This is a genomic window from Salinarimonas rosea DSM 21201 (genome assembly GCF_000429045.1).
In the GTDB taxonomy this organism is placed as follows: Bacteria; Pseudomonadota; Alphaproteobacteria; order Rhizobiales; family Beijerinckiaceae; genus Salinarimonas; species Salinarimonas rosea.
Map to the genome: position 1 here is coordinate 41481 of NZ_AUBC01000027.1, position 21624 is coordinate 63104.

The 21624-nt window shown below is 72.6% G+C and carries 18 protein-coding genes; 7 read left to right on the forward strand and 11 right to left on the reverse strand.

Annotation, left to right across the window (positions count from 1 at the left end; all coding sequences use genetic code 11):
- Positions 1 to 61 precede the first annotated feature (61 nt).
- On the reverse strand, positions 62 to 718 hold the full coding sequence (locus tag G407_RS0118120; protein WP_029031969.1) for an endonuclease/exonuclease/phosphatase family protein: 657 nt from the start codon (positions 716 to 718) through the stop codon (positions 62 to 64).
- Positions 719 to 1376: 658 nt separating this feature from the next.
- Here G407_RS0118120 and G407_RS0118130 point away from each other — a divergent pair.
- A complete protein-coding gene (locus G407_RS0118130; RefSeq protein ID WP_029031970.1) occupies positions 1377 to 3047 on the forward strand; it encodes a methyl-accepting chemotaxis protein in 1671 nt (556 codons plus the stop codon).
- A gap of 136 nt (positions 3048 to 3183) precedes the next feature.
- Here G407_RS0118130 and G407_RS0118135 read toward each other — a convergent pair whose 3' ends face one another.
- The gene (locus tag G407_RS0118135; protein ID WP_029031971.1) at positions 3184 to 4278 is read right to left on the reverse strand and encodes a DUF2336 domain-containing protein; all 1095 of its coding nucleotides are present in this window, start codon (positions 4276 to 4278) and stop codon (positions 3184 to 3186) included.
- A 401-nt stretch (positions 4279 to 4679) separates the two neighbouring features.
- Here G407_RS0118135 and G407_RS0118140 point away from each other — a divergent pair, with 401 nt between their 5' ends.
- Entirely contained in the window at positions 4680 to 5792 is a 1113-nt protein-coding gene (locus G407_RS0118140; protein WP_029031972.1) for a TRAP transporter substrate-binding protein, read from the forward strand.
- A gap of 91 nt (positions 5793 to 5883) precedes the next feature.
- Here G407_RS0118140 and G407_RS0118145 read toward each other — a convergent pair whose 3' ends face one another.
- From G407_RS0118145 to speD, 4 genes are all read right to left on the reverse strand, one after another.
- Positions 5884 to 7542 (reverse strand): TRAP transporter large permease, encoded by a 1659-nt coding sequence (locus tag G407_RS0118145; protein WP_029031973.1) that lies wholly within the window; start codon positions 7540 to 7542, stop codon positions 5884 to 5886.
- Positions 7543 to 7553: 11 nt separating this feature from the next.
- Positions 7554 to 8090, reverse strand: coding sequence for a TRAP transporter small permease subunit (locus G407_RS0118150; protein ID WP_029031974.1), 537 nt, complete (start codon positions 8088 to 8090; stop codon positions 7554 to 7556).
- A gap of 202 nt (positions 8091 to 8292) precedes the next feature.
- A complete protein-coding gene (gene speE, locus G407_RS0118155) occupies positions 8293 to 9138 on the reverse strand; it encodes a polyamine aminopropyltransferase (protein ID WP_043540136.1) in 846 nt (281 codons plus the stop codon).
- Positions 9132 to 9611 (reverse strand): adenosylmethionine decarboxylase, encoded by a 480-nt coding sequence (speD, locus tag G407_RS28505; RefSeq protein WP_052341539.1) that lies wholly within the window; start codon positions 9609 to 9611, stop codon positions 9132 to 9134. Before speD ends, speE begins: the two co-directional genes overlap by 7 nt.
- A gap of 296 nt (positions 9612 to 9907) precedes the next feature.
- On the opposite strand from speD, the gene G407_RS28510 reads away from it, so the two are divergent.
- The 5 genes from G407_RS28510 to G407_RS0118185 all read left to right on the forward strand — a co-directional run bounded on the left by G407_RS28510 (position 9908) and on the right by G407_RS0118185 (position 16588).
- A complete protein-coding gene (locus G407_RS28510) occupies positions 9908 to 11167 on the forward strand; it encodes an autotransporter outer membrane beta-barrel domain-containing protein (protein ID WP_052341540.1) in 1260 nt (419 codons plus the stop codon).
- A gap of 109 nt (positions 11168 to 11276) precedes the next feature.
- Entirely contained in the window at positions 11277 to 12749 is a 1473-nt protein-coding gene (gene xdhA, locus G407_RS0118170) for a xanthine dehydrogenase small subunit (protein WP_029031976.1), read from the forward strand.
- A 28-nt stretch (positions 12750 to 12777) separates the two neighbouring features.
- Positions 12778 to 15138 (forward strand): xanthine dehydrogenase molybdopterin binding subunit, encoded by a 2361-nt coding sequence (gene xdhB / locus G407_RS0118175; RefSeq protein WP_029031977.1) that lies wholly within the window; start codon positions 12778 to 12780, stop codon positions 15136 to 15138.
- Positions 15135 to 16109 (forward strand): xanthine dehydrogenase accessory protein XdhC, encoded by a 975-nt coding sequence (gene xdhC, locus G407_RS28515; RefSeq protein ID WP_043540137.1) that lies wholly within the window; start codon positions 15135 to 15137, stop codon positions 16107 to 16109. Before xdhB ends, xdhC begins: the two co-directional genes overlap by 4 nt.
- The gene (locus G407_RS0118185) at positions 16106 to 16588 is read left to right on the forward strand and encodes a nucleoside deaminase (protein WP_029031978.1); all 483 of its coding nucleotides are present in this window, start codon (positions 16106 to 16108) and stop codon (positions 16586 to 16588) included. The genes xdhC and G407_RS0118185 overlap by 4 nt, the downstream gene beginning before the upstream one ends.
- A gap of 2 nt (positions 16589 to 16590) precedes the next feature.
- Here G407_RS0118185 and G407_RS30680 read toward each other — a convergent pair whose 3' ends face one another.
- The 5 genes from G407_RS30680 to G407_RS32180 all read right to left on the reverse strand — a co-directional run.
- Positions 16591 to 17331, reverse strand: a complete 741-nt coding sequence (locus G407_RS30680) for a thioesterase II family protein (protein ID WP_052341541.1) — start codon at positions 17329 to 17331, stop codon at positions 16591 to 16593.
- Positions 17328 to 18704 (reverse strand): M20/M25/M40 family metallo-hydrolase, encoded by a 1377-nt coding sequence (locus G407_RS28525; protein ID WP_052341542.1) that lies wholly within the window; start codon positions 18702 to 18704, stop codon positions 17328 to 17330. Before G407_RS28525 ends, G407_RS30680 begins: the two co-directional genes overlap by 4 nt.
- On the reverse strand, positions 18701 to 19945 hold the full coding sequence (locus tag G407_RS0118200; RefSeq protein ID WP_029031979.1) for an MFS transporter: 1245 nt from the start codon (positions 19943 to 19945) through the stop codon (positions 18701 to 18703). The genes G407_RS28525 and G407_RS0118200 overlap by 4 nt, the downstream gene beginning before the upstream one ends.
- Entirely contained in the window at positions 19942 to 21201 is a 1260-nt protein-coding gene (locus G407_RS28530) for an ATP-grasp domain-containing protein (protein WP_052341543.1), read from the reverse strand. Before G407_RS28530 ends, G407_RS0118200 begins: the two co-directional genes overlap by 4 nt.
- 2 nt (positions 21202 to 21203) lie before the next feature.
- The coding region (locus tag G407_RS32180) for a hypothetical protein (protein WP_029031980.1) at positions 21204 to 21624 on the reverse strand (421 nt) is incomplete at its 5' end.

A 21624-nucleotide genomic window follows, 5' to 3' on the forward strand; every position in this document is an offset into this window, starting at 1 on the left:
GGGCCTTCCGGGTGCCAATCCCTCCAGTGCTCGAACAGGAGCGGCACGCCGGCGGCGACGCCTAGTAACCGAGATCGACAATCACCGGGGAATGGTCAGAGCCTCGCGCATCGCCCACGAGAGCTGCCTCGATCACGAAGCCGCGCGAGAATACATGGTCGATCGTGAACGCCTGGAGCTTGCCCCGCTGCACGCGCCGGAATGTGATGTAACGCATCGGCTCTGCGCCGTGCTGAATGCCGGCAGCCGCGTGCAGTGATGAGGAAAATCCAAGCTTCGCCAAGTGTGCGACATTGGTGGAGTGAGACAGCGCTGGATACCTGTGGTCGAAGGCGGCGGATGCGTTGAAGTCTCCAGCGAATATCGCGTTCCCCGATTTCGGGAGACGCTCGGCAATCCACTCGATCGCCGCACGATTGACGACGTTATACGATCCGCCGTTCTTCGGGCGCCGCGAGCAGATCGCGACAAGGGCAAAGCTCCCCTCGGGGCCGTGGACAAGTGCTGCAAGGCAGGAGGGCGCTGGAGCCGCGATGACCGTGAGCGGATAGAGGGAGGCGATCGCGATCCCACGCGCAGAGTCCTCCAGCCGATGCGGGAGCCGATGATCGTCGGTCGGCACCGGCGGAGCCTCCTGCAGGACGGCGATCGCCGGGCGGAGGGCAAAGGCGTGCGGCCATAGCGCTTTGCGGGCGACGTTCCAGCTGACAATCCGCATTCCACGCCAGCCCTCTCGAGGTACGTCCGCCCGTGGCTCTTGAAGCTATTCAGCCAGAGTCGCGCGTCTCGAGAGTGGACCATATGCGAACATGCCTCGCCACTCTCCTCAATGCGCATCGATGCCGGGTCGCGGCCTCGTTCCCGACGCCGGCGGCCACATCGCCGCCTCCGGCGCGCGCAGCGGCTGGGGCAACCGCATCTTCCACCTCGGCGAGGCGATGTCCGTCCGGCTGCCGAGCGACGCGCGATGCGCAACCCTCCGCGCTGCCCGGGCGGACTCCCGCGCGCTGTGACGGCGGCTCCCGCTACAACCGGGCGCGCCGCCCGAGCATCGGCTCTTTCCGACACGGCCACGCCGTCCGATTTCCGGTCGAGCCGACGCGGCGCTGCGCGTTGCCTCGTCGACATTCGAGTCGTGCATTTTCTTATCGAGGGCACGTTATCCGTGCTCTGGGAGCAATTAGGATTATATCAGCAAACACAATCTGAAGAAAAACCTTTAAGATTTCACTTGCAAGCGCATTCGAATTCTGCCGCTCGAGTAGGGCGGATCTGCAACGTGATTTCCGAGCCTGCGGTCTGGCGACGAATGCTTCCGTTAACGGCCCGAGCCGATTGTGTCGACACTTCGACGATGGCTCGACCGAGGCGCGGACATGTACACACTGAAGATCCTCCACAAGCTGCTGATACCCGTTCTGATGCTGGCGCTCTTCGCGATCGGCTCGAGCTGGAACTCTCTTTCGGAGATGGGGGAGCAGAACGCGCTCACGCAGCGCGTCATCGCCAACGATGCGGAGAGCCTCTACCTCGCCGCTCGTGTCGCCGAGAACCTCACCCGTATCCAGTCGATCGCGATCGAGACGGCGAACACGACCGACCCGGCGCGGCTGCGGACGCTCGGCGCCGGGAGCGAGACGGAGATCGCCGACTTCCGGCGTCGCTTCGATCGCCTCGTCGACCTCTATGTATCCGAGAACACGGACGCGATCGGCAGGACCCTGCCGCGCTATGTCGCTGCGGTCGAAGGCACGCGCGCGCATGCCGAAGCGGGGCGTGCCGAGGCCGCGCTCGCCCTCGTGCAGGGCGAGACGTCGGAGCTCTTCGGGAGCATCGACGCGGCTCTCGAGGCCGTTACCCAGAGGCAGCGCCAGGACCTGAAGACCGTCGCCGCGGATGCCGAGGCGGCCTTCGCCTCGACGTTCCGCTGGACGCTCGTGGCCACGGCGGTGGGCCTGGTGGCGGTCGTCGCCCTGGCCGTCGGCCTCGTCCTCGTGCAGGTGAGCAACCCGCTGCGCCGTATGACGCAGACGATGAACCGCCTCGCCGAAGGCGATCTCACCGCCGAGGTCGCCGGTCAGGCGCGCACGGACGAGCTCGGCGACATGGCGCGGGCGGTCGACGTGTTCAAGCGCAGCGGCATCGAGCGCGAGCGCCTCGCGGCGGAACGGGCCGCCGAGGAGGACGCCAAACGCCGCCGTGCCGATCGCGTCGACGGCCTGATCGCGCATTTCGAGGGCGTCGCGCGCCAGGCCCTGGCGACCGTCGCATCCGCCTCGGGCCAGCTCGACGCCTCTGCCGGCAGCATGAGCGCGGTCGCCGAGGAGGCGGAGCGTCAGGCCGCGGCGAGCGCCAGCGCCGCGACGCAGACGGCGAGCAACGTCCAGACCGTCGCCGCCGCGACGCAGGAGATGTCCGTCTCGCTGCAGGAGGTGGCGGGCCAGGTGAGCCGCTCGCGCGGCATCGCCATGCAGGCCGTGGAGCAGGCGCAGGGCACCCGGACGACGATGGACACGTTGTCGCGCACGGCGCAGAAGATCGGCGACGTCGTCGAGCTCATCCAGACGATCGCGGGCCAGACCAACCTCCTCGCGCTCAACGCCACGATCGAGGCGGCTCGTGCCGGCGAGGCCGGCAAGGGCTTCGCCGTCGTCGCCGCGGAGGTGAAGGGGCTCGCCGACCAGACGGCCAAGGCGACGGACGAGATCGGGCAGCAGATCGCGGCGGTCCAGCAGGCGACGGCCCAGGCCGGCGGCGCGATCGAGGCCGTGAGCGCGACGATCCTGCAGATGAACGAGATCGCCTCGGCCATCGCCGCGGCCGTCGAGGAGCAGAACAGCGCCACCGGCGAGATCGCACGCAACGTCGACGAGGCCTCCCACGGCACCGAGGAAGTCGCGTCCAACATCGCCGGGGTCTCGCAGGCTGCCGCGAGCGCGGGCGCGGCCTCGGCTCAGGTGCTGCAGGCGGCGGGCGCCCTCAACGCCCAGGCGACGAGCCTGGGCCGGGAGATCGAGACGTTCCTCGGCGGCATTCGCGCGGCCTGAAGCGCTGCCCTGTCGGACGGAACGGGTCGGCCGCGAGCCAGCGGCCGGCCCGTCGTGGCGTGCGCGGGGTGGGTGCCATCCAGGCCCGGGTGCCTCCGGCGAGCGGAGACAGAGCCTGTTCCGGTCCGTACCGGCCCTAGTGCCTCAGCCCCCGCTCCTTCGCCAGCGCCGCGCGCAGCACGCGTCGGGCCGTGGCGGGGCCGAGCCGCTCGAAGGTGGCGCGGGCGTCCTCGGCGAGGACCTCGGGGAGGGCGCGGCCGAGCTTGGCGTGGATGAGGTGGTGCACCGTCTTCCAGCGGAAGTCGCAGGCGCGGGCGATCACGAGGATCGGCGCGTAGGTCGAGGCGTGGAAGGCGCGCGCCACGAACTCCACGGGCACGCCCTGCAGGATGGCGATGACGCACAGCGCCTCCGCCGGCCGTCCGTCGAGGAGGGCGCCGAGCGCGTCGATCTCGGCGAGCCCGGTCTCGGCCGCGCGCTCCTGCATCGCCGCCATCGGCTCGGCGAACTGGCCGAGCAGCGTGCGCTTGTCGCCCTTCTCCGCGATCTCGTCGCCGACACGCGAGACCAGCGCATCGATCAGCTCCGGATCGGCCCCGGTCTCCCGGGCGAGCGTGTCGCGCACGCGCGTGCGGGCCTTCGCGACCAGCGCGGCGATGCGCCCGGCGAAGGCGTCGTCGCGCGCCGCGAGCGCGCGCACCAGCGCGTCGTCGCTCTGTGCGCGCGCGACGAGGATCGCGGCCCCGTCCGCGCTGAAGGCGGCGCCGGGGTTGCCGGCCGCCGTCGCGACGGCGCGCCGCCCGCCGCGGTCGAGCAGGACGTCGGTGACGACCTCGGGCACGCTCGGGCGCTTGGCGATGGCGCAGAGGTGCTCCTGGCCCTTGGCGCGGGCGATGGCGAGGAGCGCGTCGACGTCGAGGCGCGACGAGCGCTCGAGCACCGGCCCGGCGACGCGGATCTCGTCGTCGCTGCCGAAGGCGAACACCACCTTGCGCGGGGCGTTCGGGCAATCGGCGAAGCGCTCGGACAGCGCCACGCGGGTGCGGAAGGTGATGTCGCCGACGAGCTTCTCGAGCACGTCGTCGAACAGCGCGACGTGATCCTCCGACAGGCCCGGTGCGCGCGCCAGGAAGAGTTCCGCCAGGCGCTCCGCCGCGCGTCCCCGTTCCGCGGCGTCGCGGGCGGCGAGGACGCCGTCGAGATCGGCCAGGGTCGAGCGGTCGACGGTCATGGGGCGGCGGGCTCCTTCGCGCCATGACGGTAACGCACGATGGTTAACGTTTCGCGACCCCGCTCGACCGCAATCGCGCGTTCCTCCGATGCGCCAGGCACTTGGCTCGCCGGGCACTCGGCGCGCCGGGCACTCGGCTCGCCAGGCACTCGGCCCTCGCCGTCCGGCCGCGGGTGGCGGCGCCGGGCGAAGCGTTGCGGTGAAATCACGACCGTTCCAAGTATAAATAGGGGACTTTACCTGCGTAAGAAAACGTATAGAAGGGTTATCTTCGGTAACGGAGTGGAACTATACCATCGCGGCCGCGTGAAATAGACGAATAAGAACGGCTCCTTTCAGTAAAAATCCGAGCCGTCGCCTCGTCGCGACGCGGTCGCGCATGCCTTGCGGAGGAGAGTCACATGGAACGTCGTCAGTTTCTCAAGGGGGCCGCGCTCGCCGGCGGCGCCGCGGCGGCGAGCACGCTCGCGGCCCCGGCCATCGCGCAGGAGCGCATCGAGTGGCGGCTCGTCACGTCGTGGCCGAAGGGCCTGCCCGGCGCCGGCACCGGCGTCGACCGGCTCGTCGAGCGCATCAACACGATGTCGGGCGGGCGCCTGCACATCACGACCTTCGCCGCGGGCGAGCTCGTGCCGGCGCTGCGCTGCATGGACGCGGTGATGGACGGCACGGCCGAGATGGGCCACGACGCCTCGTTCTACCATCACGGCAAGGACCCGGCCTTCTCGATCTTCTTCGCCGTGCCCTTCGGGATGACGGCGCAGGAGCAGTTCGCCTGGATCGCCTTCGGCGGCGGGGCCGAGCTGTGGGACGAGCTCAACGCGAAGTACGGCATCGTCGCCTTCCCGGCCGGCCAGACCTCGGCCCAGTCCTTCGGCTGGTTCAAGCGCGAGATCAACTCGATGGCCGACTTCCAGGGCCTGAAGATGCGCATCCCGGGTCTCGGCGGCGACCTGATCCAGCGCGTCGGCGGCTCGGCGGTGCTGCTGCCGGGCGGCGAGATCTTCGCCGCGCTCCAGTCCGGCGCCATCGACGCGGCCGAGTTCATCGGCCCGCTCAACGACCTCGCGCTGGGGTTCCAGCAGGTCTGCAAGATCTCCTACGGCCCCGGCGTGCAGGAGCCGGGTGGCATGATGCAGATGATGGTCAACCGCGCCAAGTACCAGGAGCTTCCCGCCGACCTCCAGGAGATCATCAAGGTCGCGTGCTGGCAGATGCACGAGGACATGAAGGTCGAGTACGACTACGGCTCCGGCCGCACCATGGAGACGCTGCGCCTCGAGCACGGCGTCGAGTTCCTGCGCCTCAACCGCGAGGTGCTGGAAGGCCTCGGCAAGGCCGCGGGCGAGATGGTGCAGGACATGTACGACAACGGCGACGACTACATGCGCCGTCTCTGGCAGTCCTACTTCGCCTCGCGCGAGAACACGATGCGCTTCCTGCGCTTCAACGAGCAGGCCTTCCTCAACGCCCGCACGCTGGACTTCGCCTTCCCCTCGCGCGGCCTGGGCTGAGCCCATCCGCCGGGCCGGGCCTCGCAGGCCCGGCGTCCCTCCCCCCCCCGCGGCGCCCGGCGCCGCGGGGGTTCGTCGTTTCGGGAGAAGCTCACAGGAACTCGTCCGCCTCGCTGTCGTCGAAGGGCAGCGGCGCCGGCGCGCCGTCGATCGTCGCGGCGGCGGGCTGGCGGAAGAAGTAGTTCGGCAGGTAGGTCGCCAGCGCCTGCCATTGCCAGACGAGCACGAGCACGGCGATCTGCATGACGACGAAGGGGACGACGCCGCGATAGAGCATCGTGGTCGCCACCTCCTTGGGCGCCACGCCGCGCAGGTAGAACAGCGCGAAGCCGAAGGGCGGGGTGAGGAAGGAGGTCTGCAGGATCAGCCCGATGAGCACGCCGAGCAGGATCGGGTCGACGCCGAGGATGATCAGGATCGGCGCCGTGATCGGCACGACGATGAAGACGATCTCGAACGTGTCGAGGAAGAACCCCAGCACGAACATCATCGCCATCACCGCCATGACGGCGCCGATCTGGCCGCCGGGCATGGCCGCGAGGAAGTCCTGCACGAGGTCGTAGCCGCCCATCCGCGTGAAGACGAGGGCGAAGGCGGTGGCGCCGAGCAGGATGACGAAGATCATCGAGGTGATCGTCATCGTCGCGCGGCAGGTCTCGTCCATCGTGCCGAGGAAGCGCACGCGCAGCTTCGTCGACGCCATCACCGGCACCAGCGCGGCGAGGATCGCGACGACGAGGAAGGTGAGGAGCCAGAAGGCGCCGCCGAAGACGCCGATGGCGAGGAGGAGCCCGAGGAAGCCGATCCAGAACCAGAACAGCTTCTCCTCGTGGTCGACGCCGTCGTCGCCGTGGACGGCGCGCTCGGCGAGGAGCTTGACGAGGCACAAGAGGATCGCGCCGAGCGAGCCGACGGAGGCGGACTCGGTGGGCGTCGCCACGCCGCCGACGATCGAGCCGAGCACGGCGACGATGAGCGCGAGCGGCGGGATCAGCGCCACGACGACCCGCCGGCCGAGCGTCGCCTTCTGCTCGGGTGTCATCACGATGGCGGGCGCGCTCTTCGGGTCGACGATCGCGCGCACCATGACCCAGAGCGCGTAGAGCCCCGCGAGGATCATGCCGGGGATGAAGGCGCCGACGAAGAGGTCGCCCACCGAGACCGTATCCGGCGCGAAGTTGCCGAGCTCCGCCTGCGCGGCGGCGTTGGCGCCCTGCAGGATGTCGGCGGTGAAGATCAGCACGGTCGAGGGCGGCAGGATCTGGCCGAGCGTGCCGGCGGCGCAGATGACGCCGGTGGCGAGCTTCGGGTCGTAGCCGGCGCGCAGCATGGCGGGCAGCGCGAGGAGCCCCATCGCCACGACGGTCGCGCCGACGACGCCCGTCGAGGCCGCGAGCAGCGCGCCGACGAGGACGACGGAGACGCCGAGCCCGCCGCGGAGCGAGCCGAACAGCTCTCCCATCGTGGTCAGCAGCACCTCCGCGATCTTCGAGCGCTCGAGCACGACGCCCATGAAGACGAACAGCGGCACCGCGATCAGCACGGGGTTGGTGATCACCCCGAAGAACCGCGTCGAGAGGGCCTGGAGCAGGTTGGCGTCGAAGGCGCCGAGCCACCAGCCGACCAGCGCGAAGATCATCGACAGGCCGCCCAGCGTCCAGGCGACGATGTAGCCCGACAAGAGGACGACGAGAATGGCGAAGAAGAAGACGACGGCGAGGATCTGGCCGGCCACCGCGGGATCGAGCATGGCGCGCCTCCTCAGCCGTGCGAGAGCGTCGGCGCGAACTCCTCGCGGCCGTTCAGCACGAGGAGCGAGCGGGCGACGAGTGCGCAGCCCTGCAGGAAGGTGAGCGCCACGAACACGACGAGCGCGCCCTGGAGCAGCCACCAATTCGGCAGCCCGCCCTCGTTGGGCGAGCCCTCGTCGGCGATGTAGCCGTTCCAGAAGAAGCGCCAGAACGACCAGGCGAGCACCGCGAGGAAGGGCATGAGGAAGACGAGCGTGCCGGCGATGTCGACCTTGGCGCGCCCGCGCGGCGACATGCGCCCGTAGAAGATGTCCACCCGCACGAAACCGCCGACCATCTTCGTGTAGGCACCGCCGAGCACGATCACCAGCGCGTGCTGCCAGACGTACGCCTCCTGGAGCCAGATGAAGTTCGTGTTGAGGGCGTAGCGGGTATAGACGGTGGCAAAGCACACGAGCACCGTCCCCAGCGTGAGCAGCGCGACCGCGCGACCCACGAGGTCGTTCACGCGCTCGACGGCGCGCACGAAGCCGATCAGCCCGGACATGGACGCAGGGTTCCCCATTATTCGTATTTGTGCGTAGCCCGTTTATCGGGCGGGGAAACGCGGCTGTCTACTGGTTTTTCGTATCGTCAGGCGAGAAATCGCGGTGGTTTTACCGAATTCCGTACGTGGATTATGGAGAATTATTCTACCGGTAAAGAATGTTCAAAGTATCGCGCGCCCCGACCGCCCGCCTGCCGGAGGATCACGCCCCGTGCAGGAGGCTCCGCACCTCGGGCGGCAGCGCGAACGCGCCGACGTGCACGTCCGGCGCGTAGTAGCGGGTCTCGAGCCGTGCCGCGCGGAAGCGCTCCCGCAGCAGCGCGAGGTCGCCGGGCGCGAGGTCGGCGTCCGAGGCGAAGCCGAGCGCGATCGGGCCGCCGGTATAGGTCGGCACGGCGGCGAGATAGGCGGTCGCGTGGGCGAACAGGCCCGCGCGCAGGGCGTGCGCTGCGGCGATCTGCGGGCCCTGGAAGAAGGGGACGCCCGCCTGGGTAACGAGCACGCCGCCGGGCCGGAGGCAGCGCTTGCAGTCGTGGTAGAACGCCTCCCCGAACAGCGCCGCCGCCGGACCCACGGGATCGGTGGAGTCGACCACGATCACGTCGAAGCGCCGGTCCGTGTCGCGCACGAAGGCGAGCCCGTCGCCGATCACGATCTCGGCGCGGGGATCGTCGAACGCGTCTCCGCAGACGAAGGGCAGGTGGGTGCGCGCCGTGCCGATCACGCGGGCATCGATCTCGACCAGCGTCGCGCGCACGTCCTCGTGCCGCAGCACCTCCCGCAGCACGCCGCCATCGCCGCCGCCGATCACCAGAACGTCGCGCACGGCGCCGTGCCCGAGCACGGGCACGTGCGCGATCATCTCGTGGTAGGCGTGGTGGTCGCGCTCGGTGAGCTGCACGAGCCCGTCGAGCGCGAGAACCCGGCCGAAGGAGGCGTTGTCGAAGATCACCAGCTCCTGGAGCTCGGTCTTCTCGTAGTGCACCAGGCGATCGATCCGGAAGGTCTGGCCGTAGCCGTCGTGCACCGCCTCCGTGAAGCTCAGCACGGCACCATCCCGCGCTTGTGCTCCGCGAGCTGGATGCGCGCCGGCGCGAACGCCTCGCGCAGCACCGCGATCGCCGCGTGCGGGCGCGCGTCGCCGCACATGAAGATGTCGATCGCGGCGTAGGCGCGCTCCGGCCAGGTGTGGATGGAGATGTGGCTCTCCGCCAGCACCGCGACCCCCGAGATCCCGCCGTTGGGCGTGAAATGGTGCAGGTCGATGTTGAGCAGCGTCGCCCCGGCGGCCTCGGTGGCGCGCCTGAGCGCGTCCTCCACCGCCGGCAGGTCGTCGAGACGCGTGGCCTCCCACAGGTCGACGATGAGGTGCGTGCCGGCGAAGCGCAGGCCGTCCTTCTCGACGAAGTGGTCGAGGCTCTCGTCGTGCCGAGTCGCGTCCGGCTCGGTTCCAACCGCCGCAGCGATCGATGGATCGTCGATCGCGCCCCGCTCCGTGGCGGAATTCCGATCGGTGCTCACCTCGTTGGTTTGAACGCCTGCATCATGCAGGTCCAAGTTCATCCCCAATTTGGCAAGGCGGGTGTTGTGAAGCATCCCGTGCCCTCCATACCAGCAGATGAACCCAGCCAGCTTTGTCTCGCTTTCGGGTCAGGAGGGGGGTTGTGGGGGTTCGCGGCTGGAAACGCAAGGCGTTCCGGCCCGACATACCCCGGCCACGGCCACGAATCGGGCCAGAAAGGCCGCCGGGATGGCGTCAAGAGGGATTTCCCCCGGTCAGCCGGGGTGTTCCTGCGCTCGCAATGATGGCAACCGGGGTGTGCTTACCCGGAACGGCCCTGTCCGGCAGCTTCGCCTCGGTCGGCGGCACCGGCTTCGCCTTCCTGACGCCCGAGCTCGTCTACGATCGCCGGGCGCGTGCGGTCGACCTGCGCTTCGCGCGTAACCGGACGCCGTTCGCCGCGTTCGCGCGCACGCCCAACGAGGGCGCCATGGCCGGCGTCATCGAGGCGCTCGGCCCCGGCAACCCGCTCTACGACCTCCTGGCGGCGCTGCCCTCGGCCGGCGTCCAGCCGGCCTTCGACCTCCTCTCGGGCGAGATCCACGCGGCCGCACCGGGGACCTTCGCCGAGGCGGGCCAGGCGCTGCGCCGTGTTCTCGACGAGCGCTTCGGCCGCTTCGGAACCATGGCCGCCGATGCCGGCGATCCGGCGGCGGCCTACGCCTCGCTCGCGCCGGACGGCGGGGTCGGCGCGCACGCGATCGGGGCCTGGGCGCGCGTCTACGGCAGCACCGCGGAGATCGCCGCACGCGGGACGCTCGCGGGGCTCGAGCGGCGGGGCGGCGGCATCGCCATGGGCTTCGACGGGGCGCTCTCCGACGCCTGGCGGGTCGGTGTGCTCGTCGGATTCGGACGCACGGACGTCGAGATGGACGCACGCGCCTCGCGCGGGGAGATCGGCTCCGTCGATCTCGGGCTCTACGGCACCGGCGCGCTCGGCTCCCTGATTGTCCGGGCCGGCGCGATCCACAGCTGGCACGATGTCTCGATGCGCCGGACCGTGGCGATCCTCGGCGTCTCGGATTCCCTGCGCGCCTCCTACGACGCCCGGTCCTGGCAGGTCTTCGGCGAGGCGGCTCTGCCGGTCGAGCTCGGCGCGATGCGGCTCGAGCCCTATGCCGGAATAGCGCACCTGCAGACGCGCAGCCCGGCCTTCGGCGAGACGGGCGGGATCACCGCCCTGACCGTCGCCGGCCGGACGACGGGCACGACCTTCACGACGCTCGGCCTGCGCGGGCGCACGACCTTCGACGTCGCCGGCGCCCGGCTCGGGCTCTCGGCCGGGCTCGGCTGGCGGCACGCCTTCGACGACGCCGCGAGCGGCACGGCCGCCTTCGCCGGCAGCGGCTCCTTCGGGGTCGGCGCGGCGCCGGGCGCCGAGGACGTGGCCGTGCTCGAGGCGGGGCTCGACCTCGTCCTCTCCGAGCGCGTCGGCATCGCGCTCGACTACGACGGGCTCGTCGGCGACGGCGATCGGGAGCACCAGGCGAGCGCGACGCTGCGGGTGGCGTTCTGACGCCGCCGCGGCCGCGCGGCGCCTCGCCCGTCGCGACCCCGTTCCTTTCCCCGCGCGCTTCGCTATCCTGCCCGGTGTTCAGGCGGGTCGGCGACGGAGCGCGCGAGACATGAGAGAGGCCATCCGGTTCGGCAGGAACGGCACGGTCCGCGAGGTCCGCGACGTGCATCCGCGCACGACGCTGCTCGATTGGCTGCGTCTCGGGGAGCGGCGCACGGGAACGAAGGAGGGCTGCGCCGAGGGGGATTGCGGCGCCTGCACGGTGGCGCTGGGGCGGCTCGTCGACGGGCGCGTCGTCTACGAGCCGGTCAATTCCTGCATCCTGCTGCTCGGCCAGTGCGACGGCGCGGACGTGGTCGCGGTGGAGGACATCGCCGCGGACGGGGCGCTGCACCCGGTCCAGGAGGCGATGGTGACGCATCACGGCTCGCAGTGCGGGTTCTGCACGCCGGGCATCGTGATGAGCCTGTTCACGCTCTACGAGGAGGGGGAGCGCCCCGTCGGCCGCGACGCGGTGAACGACGCGCTCGCCGGCAACCTGTGCCGCTGCACCGGCTATCGCCCCATCGTCGACGCGGCGCTCGACGCCTGTGCCACGGCGAAGGACCGCCGCTTCGAGGCGCATCGCGAGGCTGCCGCGTGCGCGCTGGGGGAGATCGCGGCGGACGGCGCCGATCTCTTCATGCGCGACGAGGGCCGCTTCTTCGCCGCGCCCGCCTCCGAGGAGAGCCTCGCCGCGCTGCTCGCCCGGCATCCGGACGCGACGATCCTCGCCGGGGCGACCGACGTCGGGCTGTGGATCACAAAGTCCTTGATGGAGATCGAGAAGATCGTCTGGCTCGGGCGCGTCGCGTCCCTGCGCGAGACGCGCTCCACGCCCGAGACGCTGACGCTCGGCGCCATGGTCTCCCACGCCGACGCCCACGCGGCGCTCGCGGCGATCGACCCGGATCTCGGCGAGCTGATGCGCCGCTTCGGCTCGATCCAGGTGCGCGCGTCGGGGACGGTAGGCGGCAACATCGCCAACGGCTCGCCCATCGGGGACCTGCCCCCGGCGCTGATCGCGCTGGGCGCGAAGCTGCATCTCGCCGGCGCGAAAGGCACGCGCACGCTGCCGCTGGAGGACTTCTTCCTCGGCTATCGCCAGCAGGATCGCGAGCCCGGCGAGTACGTCCGCGCGGTGGAGATCGACAAGCTGCGCAGGCACGACGCCTTCCGCTGCTTCAAGGTGACGAAGCGCCTCGACGAGGACATCTCGGCCGTGATGGGCGCCTTCCGCCTCCACCTGGAGGGACGGCGGATCGCCCGCGCCCGGATCGCCTTCGGCGGCATGGCGGCGACGCCGAAGCGCGCGCCGCTGGCGGAGGCGGCGCTCGTCGGCCTCGATCTCGACGACGAGCTCGCCTGGGCGCCGGCGCTCGATGCGCTGGCGCAGGACTACCGGCCGATGTCGGACCACCGCGCCTCGGCGGAGTACCGGGCGGTCGTGGCCCGCAACCTCCTCTTCAAGGCGCTGGCGGAGATCGCCGGGGACGCCGGGCTGCGCATCGCCCCGCGCCCGGCCGGCCTCGCCGCCGAATGACCGCGCGTCCCGTCGAAAGCATGAGCGCATGAACATCCGCCACGACCCCGACGACGCCAGCCCCGACGGCGGGGAGCCGCTGCGCCACGTGCGCAAGCCGTTGCCGCACGATTCCGCGCGCCGTCACGTCCAGGGCGCGGCGGACTACATCGACGACGTGCGCGAGCCGCAGGGCACGCTGCAGGTCGCGATCGGCATGTCGCCGAAGGCGCGCGGGACGATCCGCGGGCTCGACCTCGCGGCCGTGCGCGCCCATCCCGGCGTCGTGCGGGTGCTCACCGCCGCCGACATTCCCGGCGCGAACGACGTCTCGCCCGCGATGGGCGACGACCCGATGTTCGCGACCGACCGGGTTTCCTTCCACGGCCAGGCGCTGTTCGCCGTCCTGGCCGAGACCCGCGACGCGGCCCGGCGCGCCGCCGCCAAGGCTGTGGTCGAGATCGCCGAGGAGCGCCCGAGCGTCACCGTGGAGGACGCGCTCGCCCGCGAGGAGGCCGTGCTGCCGGACTACGGCTTCGGCCGCGGCGAGGTCGAGCCCGCGCTCGTCGGCGCACCGCATCGGCTGGAGGGGAGCCTGCGCATCGGCGGGCAGGAGCATTTCTACCTCGAGGGCCAGGCGGCGCTCGCCACGCCCGGCGAGGAGGGGGACGTCCACGTCCTCTCCTCCACCCAGCACCCCACCGAGGTGCAGCACGTGATCGCCCGCGTGCTCGGCCTTCCCGACGCCTTCGTCACCTGCGAGGTGCGCCGCATGGGCGGCGGCTTCGGCGGCAAGGAGAGCCAGGCGACGCAGTGGGCGGCCATCGCCGCGCTGGGCGCCCATCTGACCAAACGCCCCTGCAAGGTGCGGCTCGACCGCGACGACGACTTCGCGCTCACCGGCAAGCGCCACGACTTCCGCTGCGACTGGCGGGTGGGCTTCGACGGCGAGGGCGCGATCGCCGGCTTCGCGGTGACGCACAACGCGCGCTGCGGCTACTCGGCCGACCTGTCCCAGGGCGTCGTCGACCGGACGATGTTCCACACGGACAACTCGTACTACTTCCCGGCGGTGCGCATCGACACGCGCCGGCTCCTCACCAACACCGTCTCGAACACGGCCTTCCGCGGCTTCGGCGGCCCGCAGGGCATGCTGATGATCGAGCATGTGATGGACCGCATCGCCTGGGCGACGGGCCGCGACCCGCTCGACGTGCGCTACGCCAACCTCTACCGCCCCGGCCGGGACGTCACGCCCTATGGCCAGACCGTGGAGGAAACCGACACGCTGCGCGCGATCGTCGAGACGCTGGAGCGCACCAGCGGATACCGCACCCGCCGCGCGGCGATCGCCGCCTTCAACGGCCGCTCGAAGACCCTCAAGAAGGGCATCAGCCTCACGCCGGTGAAGTTCGGCATCTCCTTCACCCTGATGCACCTGAACCAGGCGGGCGCGCTGGTGCACGTCTACCAGGACGGCTCGGTCCACCTGAACCACGGCGGCACCGAGATGGGGCAGGGGCTCTACCAGAAGATCGCCCAGGTGGTGGCGGAGGAGTTCGGCATCGCCATCGAGCGCGTGCGCATCACGGCGACCTCGACCGGCAAGGTCCCCAACACCGCGCCCACCGCCGCCTCCTCGGGCACCGACCTCAACGGCATGGCCGCGCGGATCGCGGCCGGCAAGATCAAGGCGCGGATGGCGGCGCGGGCGGCGGCGCGCTTCGGCGTCGCCGCGGAGGAGGTGACGTTCCGCGACGACCGGGTCTTCGCCGGCAACGAGAGCCTGCCCTTCGGCGAGCTGGCGAAGGACTGCGTGCTCCACCGCGTCCACCTCTCGGAGGCGGGCTTCTACAAGACGCCGACGATCTCCTGGGACCGCGCCGCCGCGAAGGGCCGGCCGTTCCTCTACTTCGCCTTCGGCGCCGCCTGCTCGGAGGTGCTCGTCGACACGCTCACCGGCGAGTACAAGGTCACCCGCGTCGACATCCTCCACGACGTCGGCCGGTCCATCAACCCGGCGATCGACATCGGCCAGATCGAGGGCGGCTTCGTGCAGGGCATGGGCTGGCTCACCACGGAGGAGCTGGTCTACGACGCCGAGACCGGCCGGCTGCGCACCCACGCGCCCTCCACCTACAAGATCCCGGTGGCCTCCGACGTGCCGGAGGACTTCCGCGTCGCGCTCTTCCCCAACGCCAACCGGGAGGAGACGATCTACCGCTCGAAGGCGGTGGGCGAGCCGCCGATCATGCTGGCGAACAGCGTCTTCTGCGCGCTCGCCGACGCGGTGCATGCGCTCGATCCGGGCAAGCCCGTGCCGCTCGACGCGCCGGCGACGCCGGAGGCGGTGCTGCGCGCCTGCCAGGCGCTGCGCGGCCGGCCGCTGCCCGAGCGAGCGATCGGGTGACCAGCGCCTACGCCCGCCTCGCCGATCTCGTCGCCGCCCACGGCGCGGCGGCGCTCGTGCGCGTCGCCTCCGTGCAGGGCTCCGCCCCGCGCGAGGCCGGCGCGGCGATGGCGGTGCGGCCGGACGGCGCGTTCCACGGCACGATCGGCGGTGGCGAGCTCGAATGGCGTGCGCTCTCGGAGGCTCGCACGGCTCTGGCGGAGGGTCGGGGGCGGCTGCGCCGTCTCGACATGGCGCTCGGGCCGGACCTCGGCCAGTGCTGCGGCGGGCGGGCCGTGGTCACGATCGAGACCTTCGATGCGCGGGATCTCGACGAGCTGCGCATGATTGCGGAGGCGGCGGCGGAGGGGCGGCCGCTCGCCGCGCGGACGGGCGCCGATGGGCGCGTGAGGCGAGTGCCGACGCCGATACCAACGCGCAGGGGAGGTGCCGAGGCGCCCGACGCCGCGGTGGCCTGGCTCGAGGAGACCGCGCCGGCGCAGACGCCGCTCCTCCTGTTCGGCGCGGGCCATGTCGGCCGGGCGCTCGTGCTGGCGCTCGCGCCGCTGCCGTTCCGCGTGCGCTGGGTCGACGGCCGCGCCGACGCCTTTCCCGCCCACGTCCCCGGCGGCACGACCGCGATCCACAGCGACGAGCCCGGCCTCGAGATCGCTCAGGCCCCGCCCGGCGCCTTCGTGCTGGTGATGACCCATTCCCACCCGCTCGACATGGCGCTCACGGCGGCCGCGCTCGGGCGCACGGATCTCCCCTTCGTCGGGCTGATCGGCTCGGCCACCAAGCGCGCGCGCTTCGAGCGGCGCTTCCGCGAGATCGGCCTGCCCGAGACCCGCATCGCCGCGCTCGCCTGCCCCATCGGCCTGCCCGGCATCCGGGCGAAGGACCCCGCCAGCATCGCCGCCGCCACCGCGGCCCAGCTCCTCCTGGCCCGAGACCGCACCCTCTCGGCCGACCCTCCCGGACCCTCCTCATGACCGACCCCGAAAACGACCGCCGCTTCCTCGCCCGCGCCGTGGCGCTCTCGCGCGCCCACATGGAGAAGGGCGAGGGCGGGCCCTTCGGCGCGGTGATCGTGCGCGACGGGGAGGTGCTGGCCGAGGGCTGGAACGAGGTCACCTCGGCCAACGACCCCACCGCGCACGCCGAGGTCACCGCCATCCGCCGCGCCTGCAAAGCCGTGGGGGACTTCGCGCTTCGCGGCGCGACGCTCTACACGAGCTGCGAGCCCTGCCCGATGTGCCTCGCCTCCGCCTTCTGGGCCCGCGTCGACCGCATCGTCTACGCCAACACCCGCGCCGAGGCCGCCGCCATCGGCTTCGACGACGCCTTCATCTACGACGAGATCCCCAAGGACCCCGCCGCCCGCGCGCTCCCGGCCGAGCACCTGCCGCTCGACGAGGCGAAGGCCGTGTTCCGGGCCTGGATGGAGAAGCCGGACAAGGTGGAATACTGACGCTAGCCGCCGCGCTCGCAGAGCCCGAGCACCGCCGCCACGGTCTCCCGCGGGCGCTCCAGCGCGAAGAAATGCCCGCCGTCGATGCGCACCAGCGGGCGCGTCCGCGCGTAGAGCGCGCTCCAGGCGGCGACGTCGTCGGCCGGCGTCGGGTCGTCGCGCCCGGCGAGCGGGAGCAGGGTCGTCGCGCGCGGCCGCGCCGGGCGATGGACGTGCGCCTCGTCGAGCGCGAGATCGTGGCGCAGGCCCTCGGCGACGAGGTGGGCGAGGTCGGCGGGCGCGTCCCGGGGCGTGCCGTAGCGTGCGGCGAGGCCGGCGATCATCTCGCGTGCGGGCAGGTGCGCCAGCGGCGGCGTCGCGCGCGGGCGATGCGGCGCCGGGCGCGCGGCGAGCGCCACGCCGAGGAGCGGCGGCGCATCGGCCCGCGCCAGCAGCGCGCCGGCGACCGCATCGGCGAGGAGCGCGCCGAAGCTCGCGCCGAACAGCAGCACCGGCGTTCCCGCGTCGGCCGAGAGCGCCGCCGTCACGCCCGCGGCGATCGCCGCGAGATCCGCCGGATAGGCCGCGGCCGGCCCGCGGCCGGGCAGGCACGGGACCTCCAGGGACACGTCGGCGGGGAGTGCCCGGCGCCAGCCTGCGAAGCTCGCCGGGCTGCCGCCGGCGTGCGGGCAGGCGACGAGACGCGTCGACCCCGCCGCGCCGATGCGCACGAGCCGGACGGGGGCCGCGTCGGCGCCGCTCATCCGCGATAGCGGGCGAGGAAACCCGCGAGCACCCGCGTGCCCTCGCGCAGCGCCTCGACCGGCACGCGCTCGTCGGCGGCGTGGATCAGCTCCATGAAGGAGAGACCCGGCGGCAGGCGCATGGGCAGGAAGCCGTAGCTCTGGATGCCGAGCGGCGCGAGGTGTCGCGCGTCGGTGGAGCCGGGCAGCAGCATCGGCACCACCCGCGCGCCGGGGTCGATCTCCGCGATCAGCTCCTGCATCGGCCCGAGCTGCGAGCCGTCGAAGCCGGCGGGGCCGGTGGGCGGCAGCTCGCCTTCGATCGCCGCATCCGCACCGGCGATGCGGGCGAGGCGCGCCAGCAGGCCCGCGCCGTCGTCCTGCGGCAGCAGCCGCACGCTGAGCCGCACCCGCGCGGCGTCCGGCACCACGTTGGGCGCCTCGCCGCCGGCGGCGAGGCCGGTCACCTGCGCGGTCGTGCGCAGCAGGGGCTCGAACACCCGCGCCAGAAGCGGCCCGCCCGCCTTCAGCGCCAGCGGGGCGAGGGCCGGCCGAAGCAGCGCCCGCAGCGCCGCGGCCGCGAGGCGTCTTTCGCCGCCGAGCGCGTCCGCGATCGCCGCGATCATCGCCCGCGCCGCCGGCTCGACGCGGATCGGCTCGCGGTGGCGCGCCAGCGCCGCGGCGGCCTCGGCCGCGCGGATCGCCGGGGAGCGGCCGGCGAGGAGGGCGGTGTGCCCGCCCTTGCCGGCGAAGGCGAGGTGGAGCGTCGCGGTCCGCTTCTCGGCGACCTGCACCGGGTAGAAGGTCCGTCCGGCGATCCCGAGCGAGAAGCCGCCGAACTCGCCCAGCGCGTGGCGCACGCCGGCGAGGAGGTCCGCATGTGCACCCGCCACGTGGGCCGCGCCGAGCCGCCCGCCGGCCTCCTCGTCGGCGAAGCAGGCGAGGATCACGTCGCCGGGCGGCGGCTCGGGCGCGCGGGCGGCGGCGATCGTCGCGGCGACGAGCATCGCGAGCCCGCCCTTCATGTCGAGCGCGCCGCGGCCCCAGAGCATCCCGTCGCGGACCACGCCCCCGAACGGATCGACGCTCCAGGCGTCCGCGGGCGCGGGCACGACGTCGACGTGGCCGTAGACGAGGAGCGGCGGCGCCGCGCCGCGGCCGGGGACGCGGACGAGGAGGTTGGGGCGGGCGGGATCGGCGGCGAGGATGCGATGCGCGATGCCGTGGGCGGCGAGCCGCTCCGCGACGTGGGCGATCGCCTGCGCCTCGGCGTCCGGCCGCTCGGGGCGGGGCGGGACGACGCTCGGGACGCGGATCAGGCGCGCGGCGAGTGCGACGGGATCCTCCTCGCCCTCGACGGCACCGGCGAGGGCGGGTGCGGCGCCCGCCGTCACGAGCCGAGCACCGTCGCCTCGGCCCGCGCGCGCAGGCGCCGCGCGGTGGACTCGATGGCGAGCACCGCGCCGATGCCGAGCGCGAGCACGGCGGCGAAGGTCGCCTGAGCGCCGAGCCTGTCGAACGCCACGCCCGAGGCGAGCACCATCAGCGTCATGCCGCCGAAGGCGAAGGCGTAGAACAGCACCATGAGCGTCGGCAGGGCGGCGGCCTCGGAGCGCTTCACGACCGTGTTCATGGCCGTGATGAAGGCGATCTCGAACAGGACCATGAAGACGAAATACGCCGAAAGCGCTCCCGTCGGCGTGACGAAGGCGGTGGTCGCGAGGCCCGCGAGCCCGGCGGCGAGCGTCGCCGGCGCGAACAGGCGCAGCGTCGCCTCCCGCCCGGCGAGCCACCGCCCGGCGACGAGGAGCCCGACGAACACGCCGGCGAAGGCGGTGGCCTGCAGCAGCGCCACGCCGCTGCCGTCCATCCCGAGCTCCTTCAGCGGCAGGTGGATGCGCGCGGTCTGGTGCACGCCCTGGAACAGCGCGGTGACGGCGACGAGATAGCCGAAGGCGCGCATCAGCTCCGGATCGGCGGCGAAGGCGCGCGACGCCGTCCCCAGCAGCGAGGTCCGGCCCGCGGGCCGCGGCGGCGGCGCCCGGCGGGGCAGGGCGAGGTAGATCAGCCCGGCGGCGAGGTAGGTGGCGGCGTTGACGAGGACGATGGCGCCGAGGTCGAGCCGCTCGATCAGGAGCGCGCCGAGGAGGCCGCCGAGCATCGCGCCGAGGAAGAACGGCGCGTTGACGATGGTGTTGGCCCGCTCCACCCGCCCCGGCGGCAGCGCCAGCTTCACCGCCACCGCCCGCGAGGAGCGGGTGAGGATGTCGAGGAAGCCGCGCAGGGCGAGCAGCGCCAGCACCGCGGGGAAGAGATCCCAGACCAGCGCGAGCACGAGGCAGCTCGCGAAGCCGACGAGCTCGCTGCCGACGAGCAGCGTGCGCGGCGCCTGCGCCGAGCACAGCCGCCCGGCCACGCGCGTGAGCACGATCGGCGCCAGGAACTGGGCGAGGTAGACGAGCCCGCCGGCGAGCGTCGAGCCGTAGCGCTCGGCATATTCCACGGCGAGTGCGACGAGCGCGAGATGCGTGCCCATCATGCTGAGCAGCATGGACAGGAACAGCGCCACCACCGTGCGGTCGCGCCACAGCGGCGCCCCGGCGGCCTCGTCGGCCTGCGTCGTGGCGGCGCTCATCGCACCAGCTCCACGCCGATGGCGTCGGCGATGCGCCCCAGCGCGGCGTCCGCGCGGGCGTCCGCCTCCGCCATGGTCGGCGCGGTGGCGATCAGGCGGCCGAGGATCTCGTCGCGCCGCACGGCCGCGCCGTCGACGAGCCCGGGCGCGTCGACGAGGGCGAGGTCGGCGCGCACGGCCTCGAGCGTCGCGGCGTCGAGCGCCTGCGCCAGCCGCCCGTCGGCGCGCGGCATGATCTTGCGCGTCGTCCCCGCCTGCGCGATCCCCGTCGGCGGGCGTGGCGCGGCGCCCAGGTGCAGCGCCACGACGTCGTCGAGGATGGTGCGTCCCGACACCTCCTCGTAGAGCCGGGGCATGATGCCGCCCATCAGCCGCGGGTTGGCCTCGACCAGCACGGGTCCGCGCGCGGTCAGGATCATCTCGATGTGGACGAAGCCGAAGTCGAAGCCCAGCGCCTCGGCCACCGCCTCCGCGTAGGCGAAGCAGGCCTCCTCCCGCCCCTCGGCCTCCGCGGCGGGCATGGCGGCGCCGACCTCCACCGTCTCGTCGGCGCGCCCGCGCACCCGGCCGGACAGCATGTAGCGGATCGGCCGGCCCTCGAAGAAGGCGATCTCGGCGCTCACCAGCGGGCCCTCGAGCCGCTCCTCGACGAGGATACCGCGGGAGAATTGCTCGCGCAGCTGCTCCGGCAGCGTCTGCGGCGCGGCGAGGATCGCCTGCGCGGCGCGCCTGACGGCGGCCTCGTCGTCGCAGCGCGCGGCGAGGATGCTGTCGCAGCCCGACGGCGGCTTGACGATGACGGGAAAGCCGATCTCCCGCGCGGCCGCGCCGGCGGCGTCGGCGTCGGGCACGACGGCGTGGGCGGCGGAGGCGAGGCCGGCGTCCTCGACCCGCGCCCGCGCCTGCGCCTTGCGGCGCGCGAGCCGGGCGCTGGCGAGCGAGAGGAACGGCAGGCCGAGCGCCTCCGCGAGCGCTGCGGTCGCCTCCACGGCGTATTCCTGCTGGGTGAGGATGCCGTCGATCGGCCCCTCGTCGGCCAGCGCGCGCCCGAGCGCGAGGAGTGCCGGGGTGTCCGACGTCGCGGGCACGTCCACCAGCCGGTCGGCGGAGGCGATGATCGCCTCGTTCTGCGGCGTGCGCGGGTACATGGCGTAGCTCGTCCCGCGCACGAACGTGACGCGGTGCCCGAGGGCCTTGGCGCGGGCGAGCGCCTGGAGGCCGGGCAGGTTGGCGTCGACGATGAGGAGATGCGCCATCGCTACAGGGCCACGTCGTAGTTCGAGGGCCTCGCCTCCGCGGGGATGTCGACCCAGTGACGGGCGCGCTCGAAGGGATAGGCCGGAAGGCCGACCCGCCGCAGCGGCCGCTCGCCGCAGCGCCGTCCCGGGTCGATGCGCCCGCCACGCGCCCAGAGCGCGCCGAGCACGCGCAGGAGACCCGCGTCCTCGGCGAGGGCGTCGAGGGTCGCGGCGACGTCGCAGCCATCGGCGTCGAGGCCGAGCAGGATGCCGCGGCTCGCGGCGCGCAATGCGTCGAGCGTCGCGACGTCGCTGGCGCTGGGCTGGAGCGTCGCCTCGGCGAGGGCCTGCGCGTCGAGCGTCGCGCCCGGCGCCCACAGCTCGCGCCCGTCGAGCGTCCACAGCGCCGGACCCTCGGCGGCGGGGCTCGCCGCCGCGAAG

Coding starts and splice junctions, on each gene's coding strand:
- G407_RS0118130 (WP_029031970.1), top strand. CDS start 1,377: ATGTACACACTGAAGATCCTCCACAAGCTGCTGATACCCGTTCTGATG.
- G407_RS0118185 (WP_029031978.1), top strand. CDS start 16,106: ATGACCGACCCCGAAAACGACCGCCGCTTCCTCGCCCGCGCCGTGGCG.
- xdhA (WP_029031976.1), top strand. CDS start 11,277: ATGAGAGAGGCCATCCGGTTCGGCAGGAACGGCACGGTCCGCGAGGTC.
- G407_RS28530 (WP_052341543.1), bottom strand. CDS start 21,201: ATGGCGCATCTCCTCATCGTCGACGCCAACCTGCCCGGCCTCCAGGCG.
- G407_RS0118120 (WP_029031969.1), bottom strand. CDS start 718: ATGCGGATTGTCAGCTGGAACGTCGCCCGCAAAGCGCTATGGCCGCAC.
- G407_RS0118135 (WP_029031971.1), bottom strand. CDS start 4,278: ATGACCGTCGACCGCTCGACCCTGGCCGATCTCGACGGCGTCCTCGCC.
- G407_RS0118150 (WP_029031974.1), bottom strand. CDS start 8,090: ATGTCCGGGCTGATCGGCTTCGTGCGCGCCGTCGAGCGCGTGAACGAC.
- xdhB (WP_029031977.1), top strand. CDS start 12,778: ATGAACATCCGCCACGACCCCGACGACGCCAGCCCCGACGGCGGGGAG.
- G407_RS0118145 (WP_029031973.1), bottom strand. CDS start 7,542: ATGCTCGATCCCGCGGTGGCCGGCCAGATCCTCGCCGTCGTCTTCTTC.
- G407_RS30680 (WP_052341541.1), bottom strand. CDS start 17,331: ATGAGCGGCGCCGACGCGGCCCCCGTCCGGCTCGTGCGCATCGGCGCG.
- G407_RS0118200 (WP_029031979.1), bottom strand. CDS start 19,945: ATGAGCGCCGCCACGACGCAGGCCGACGAGGCCGCCGGGGCGCCGCTG.
- G407_RS0118140 (WP_029031972.1), top strand. CDS start 4,680: ATGGAACGTCGTCAGTTTCTCAAGGGGGCCGCGCTCGCCGGCGGCGCC.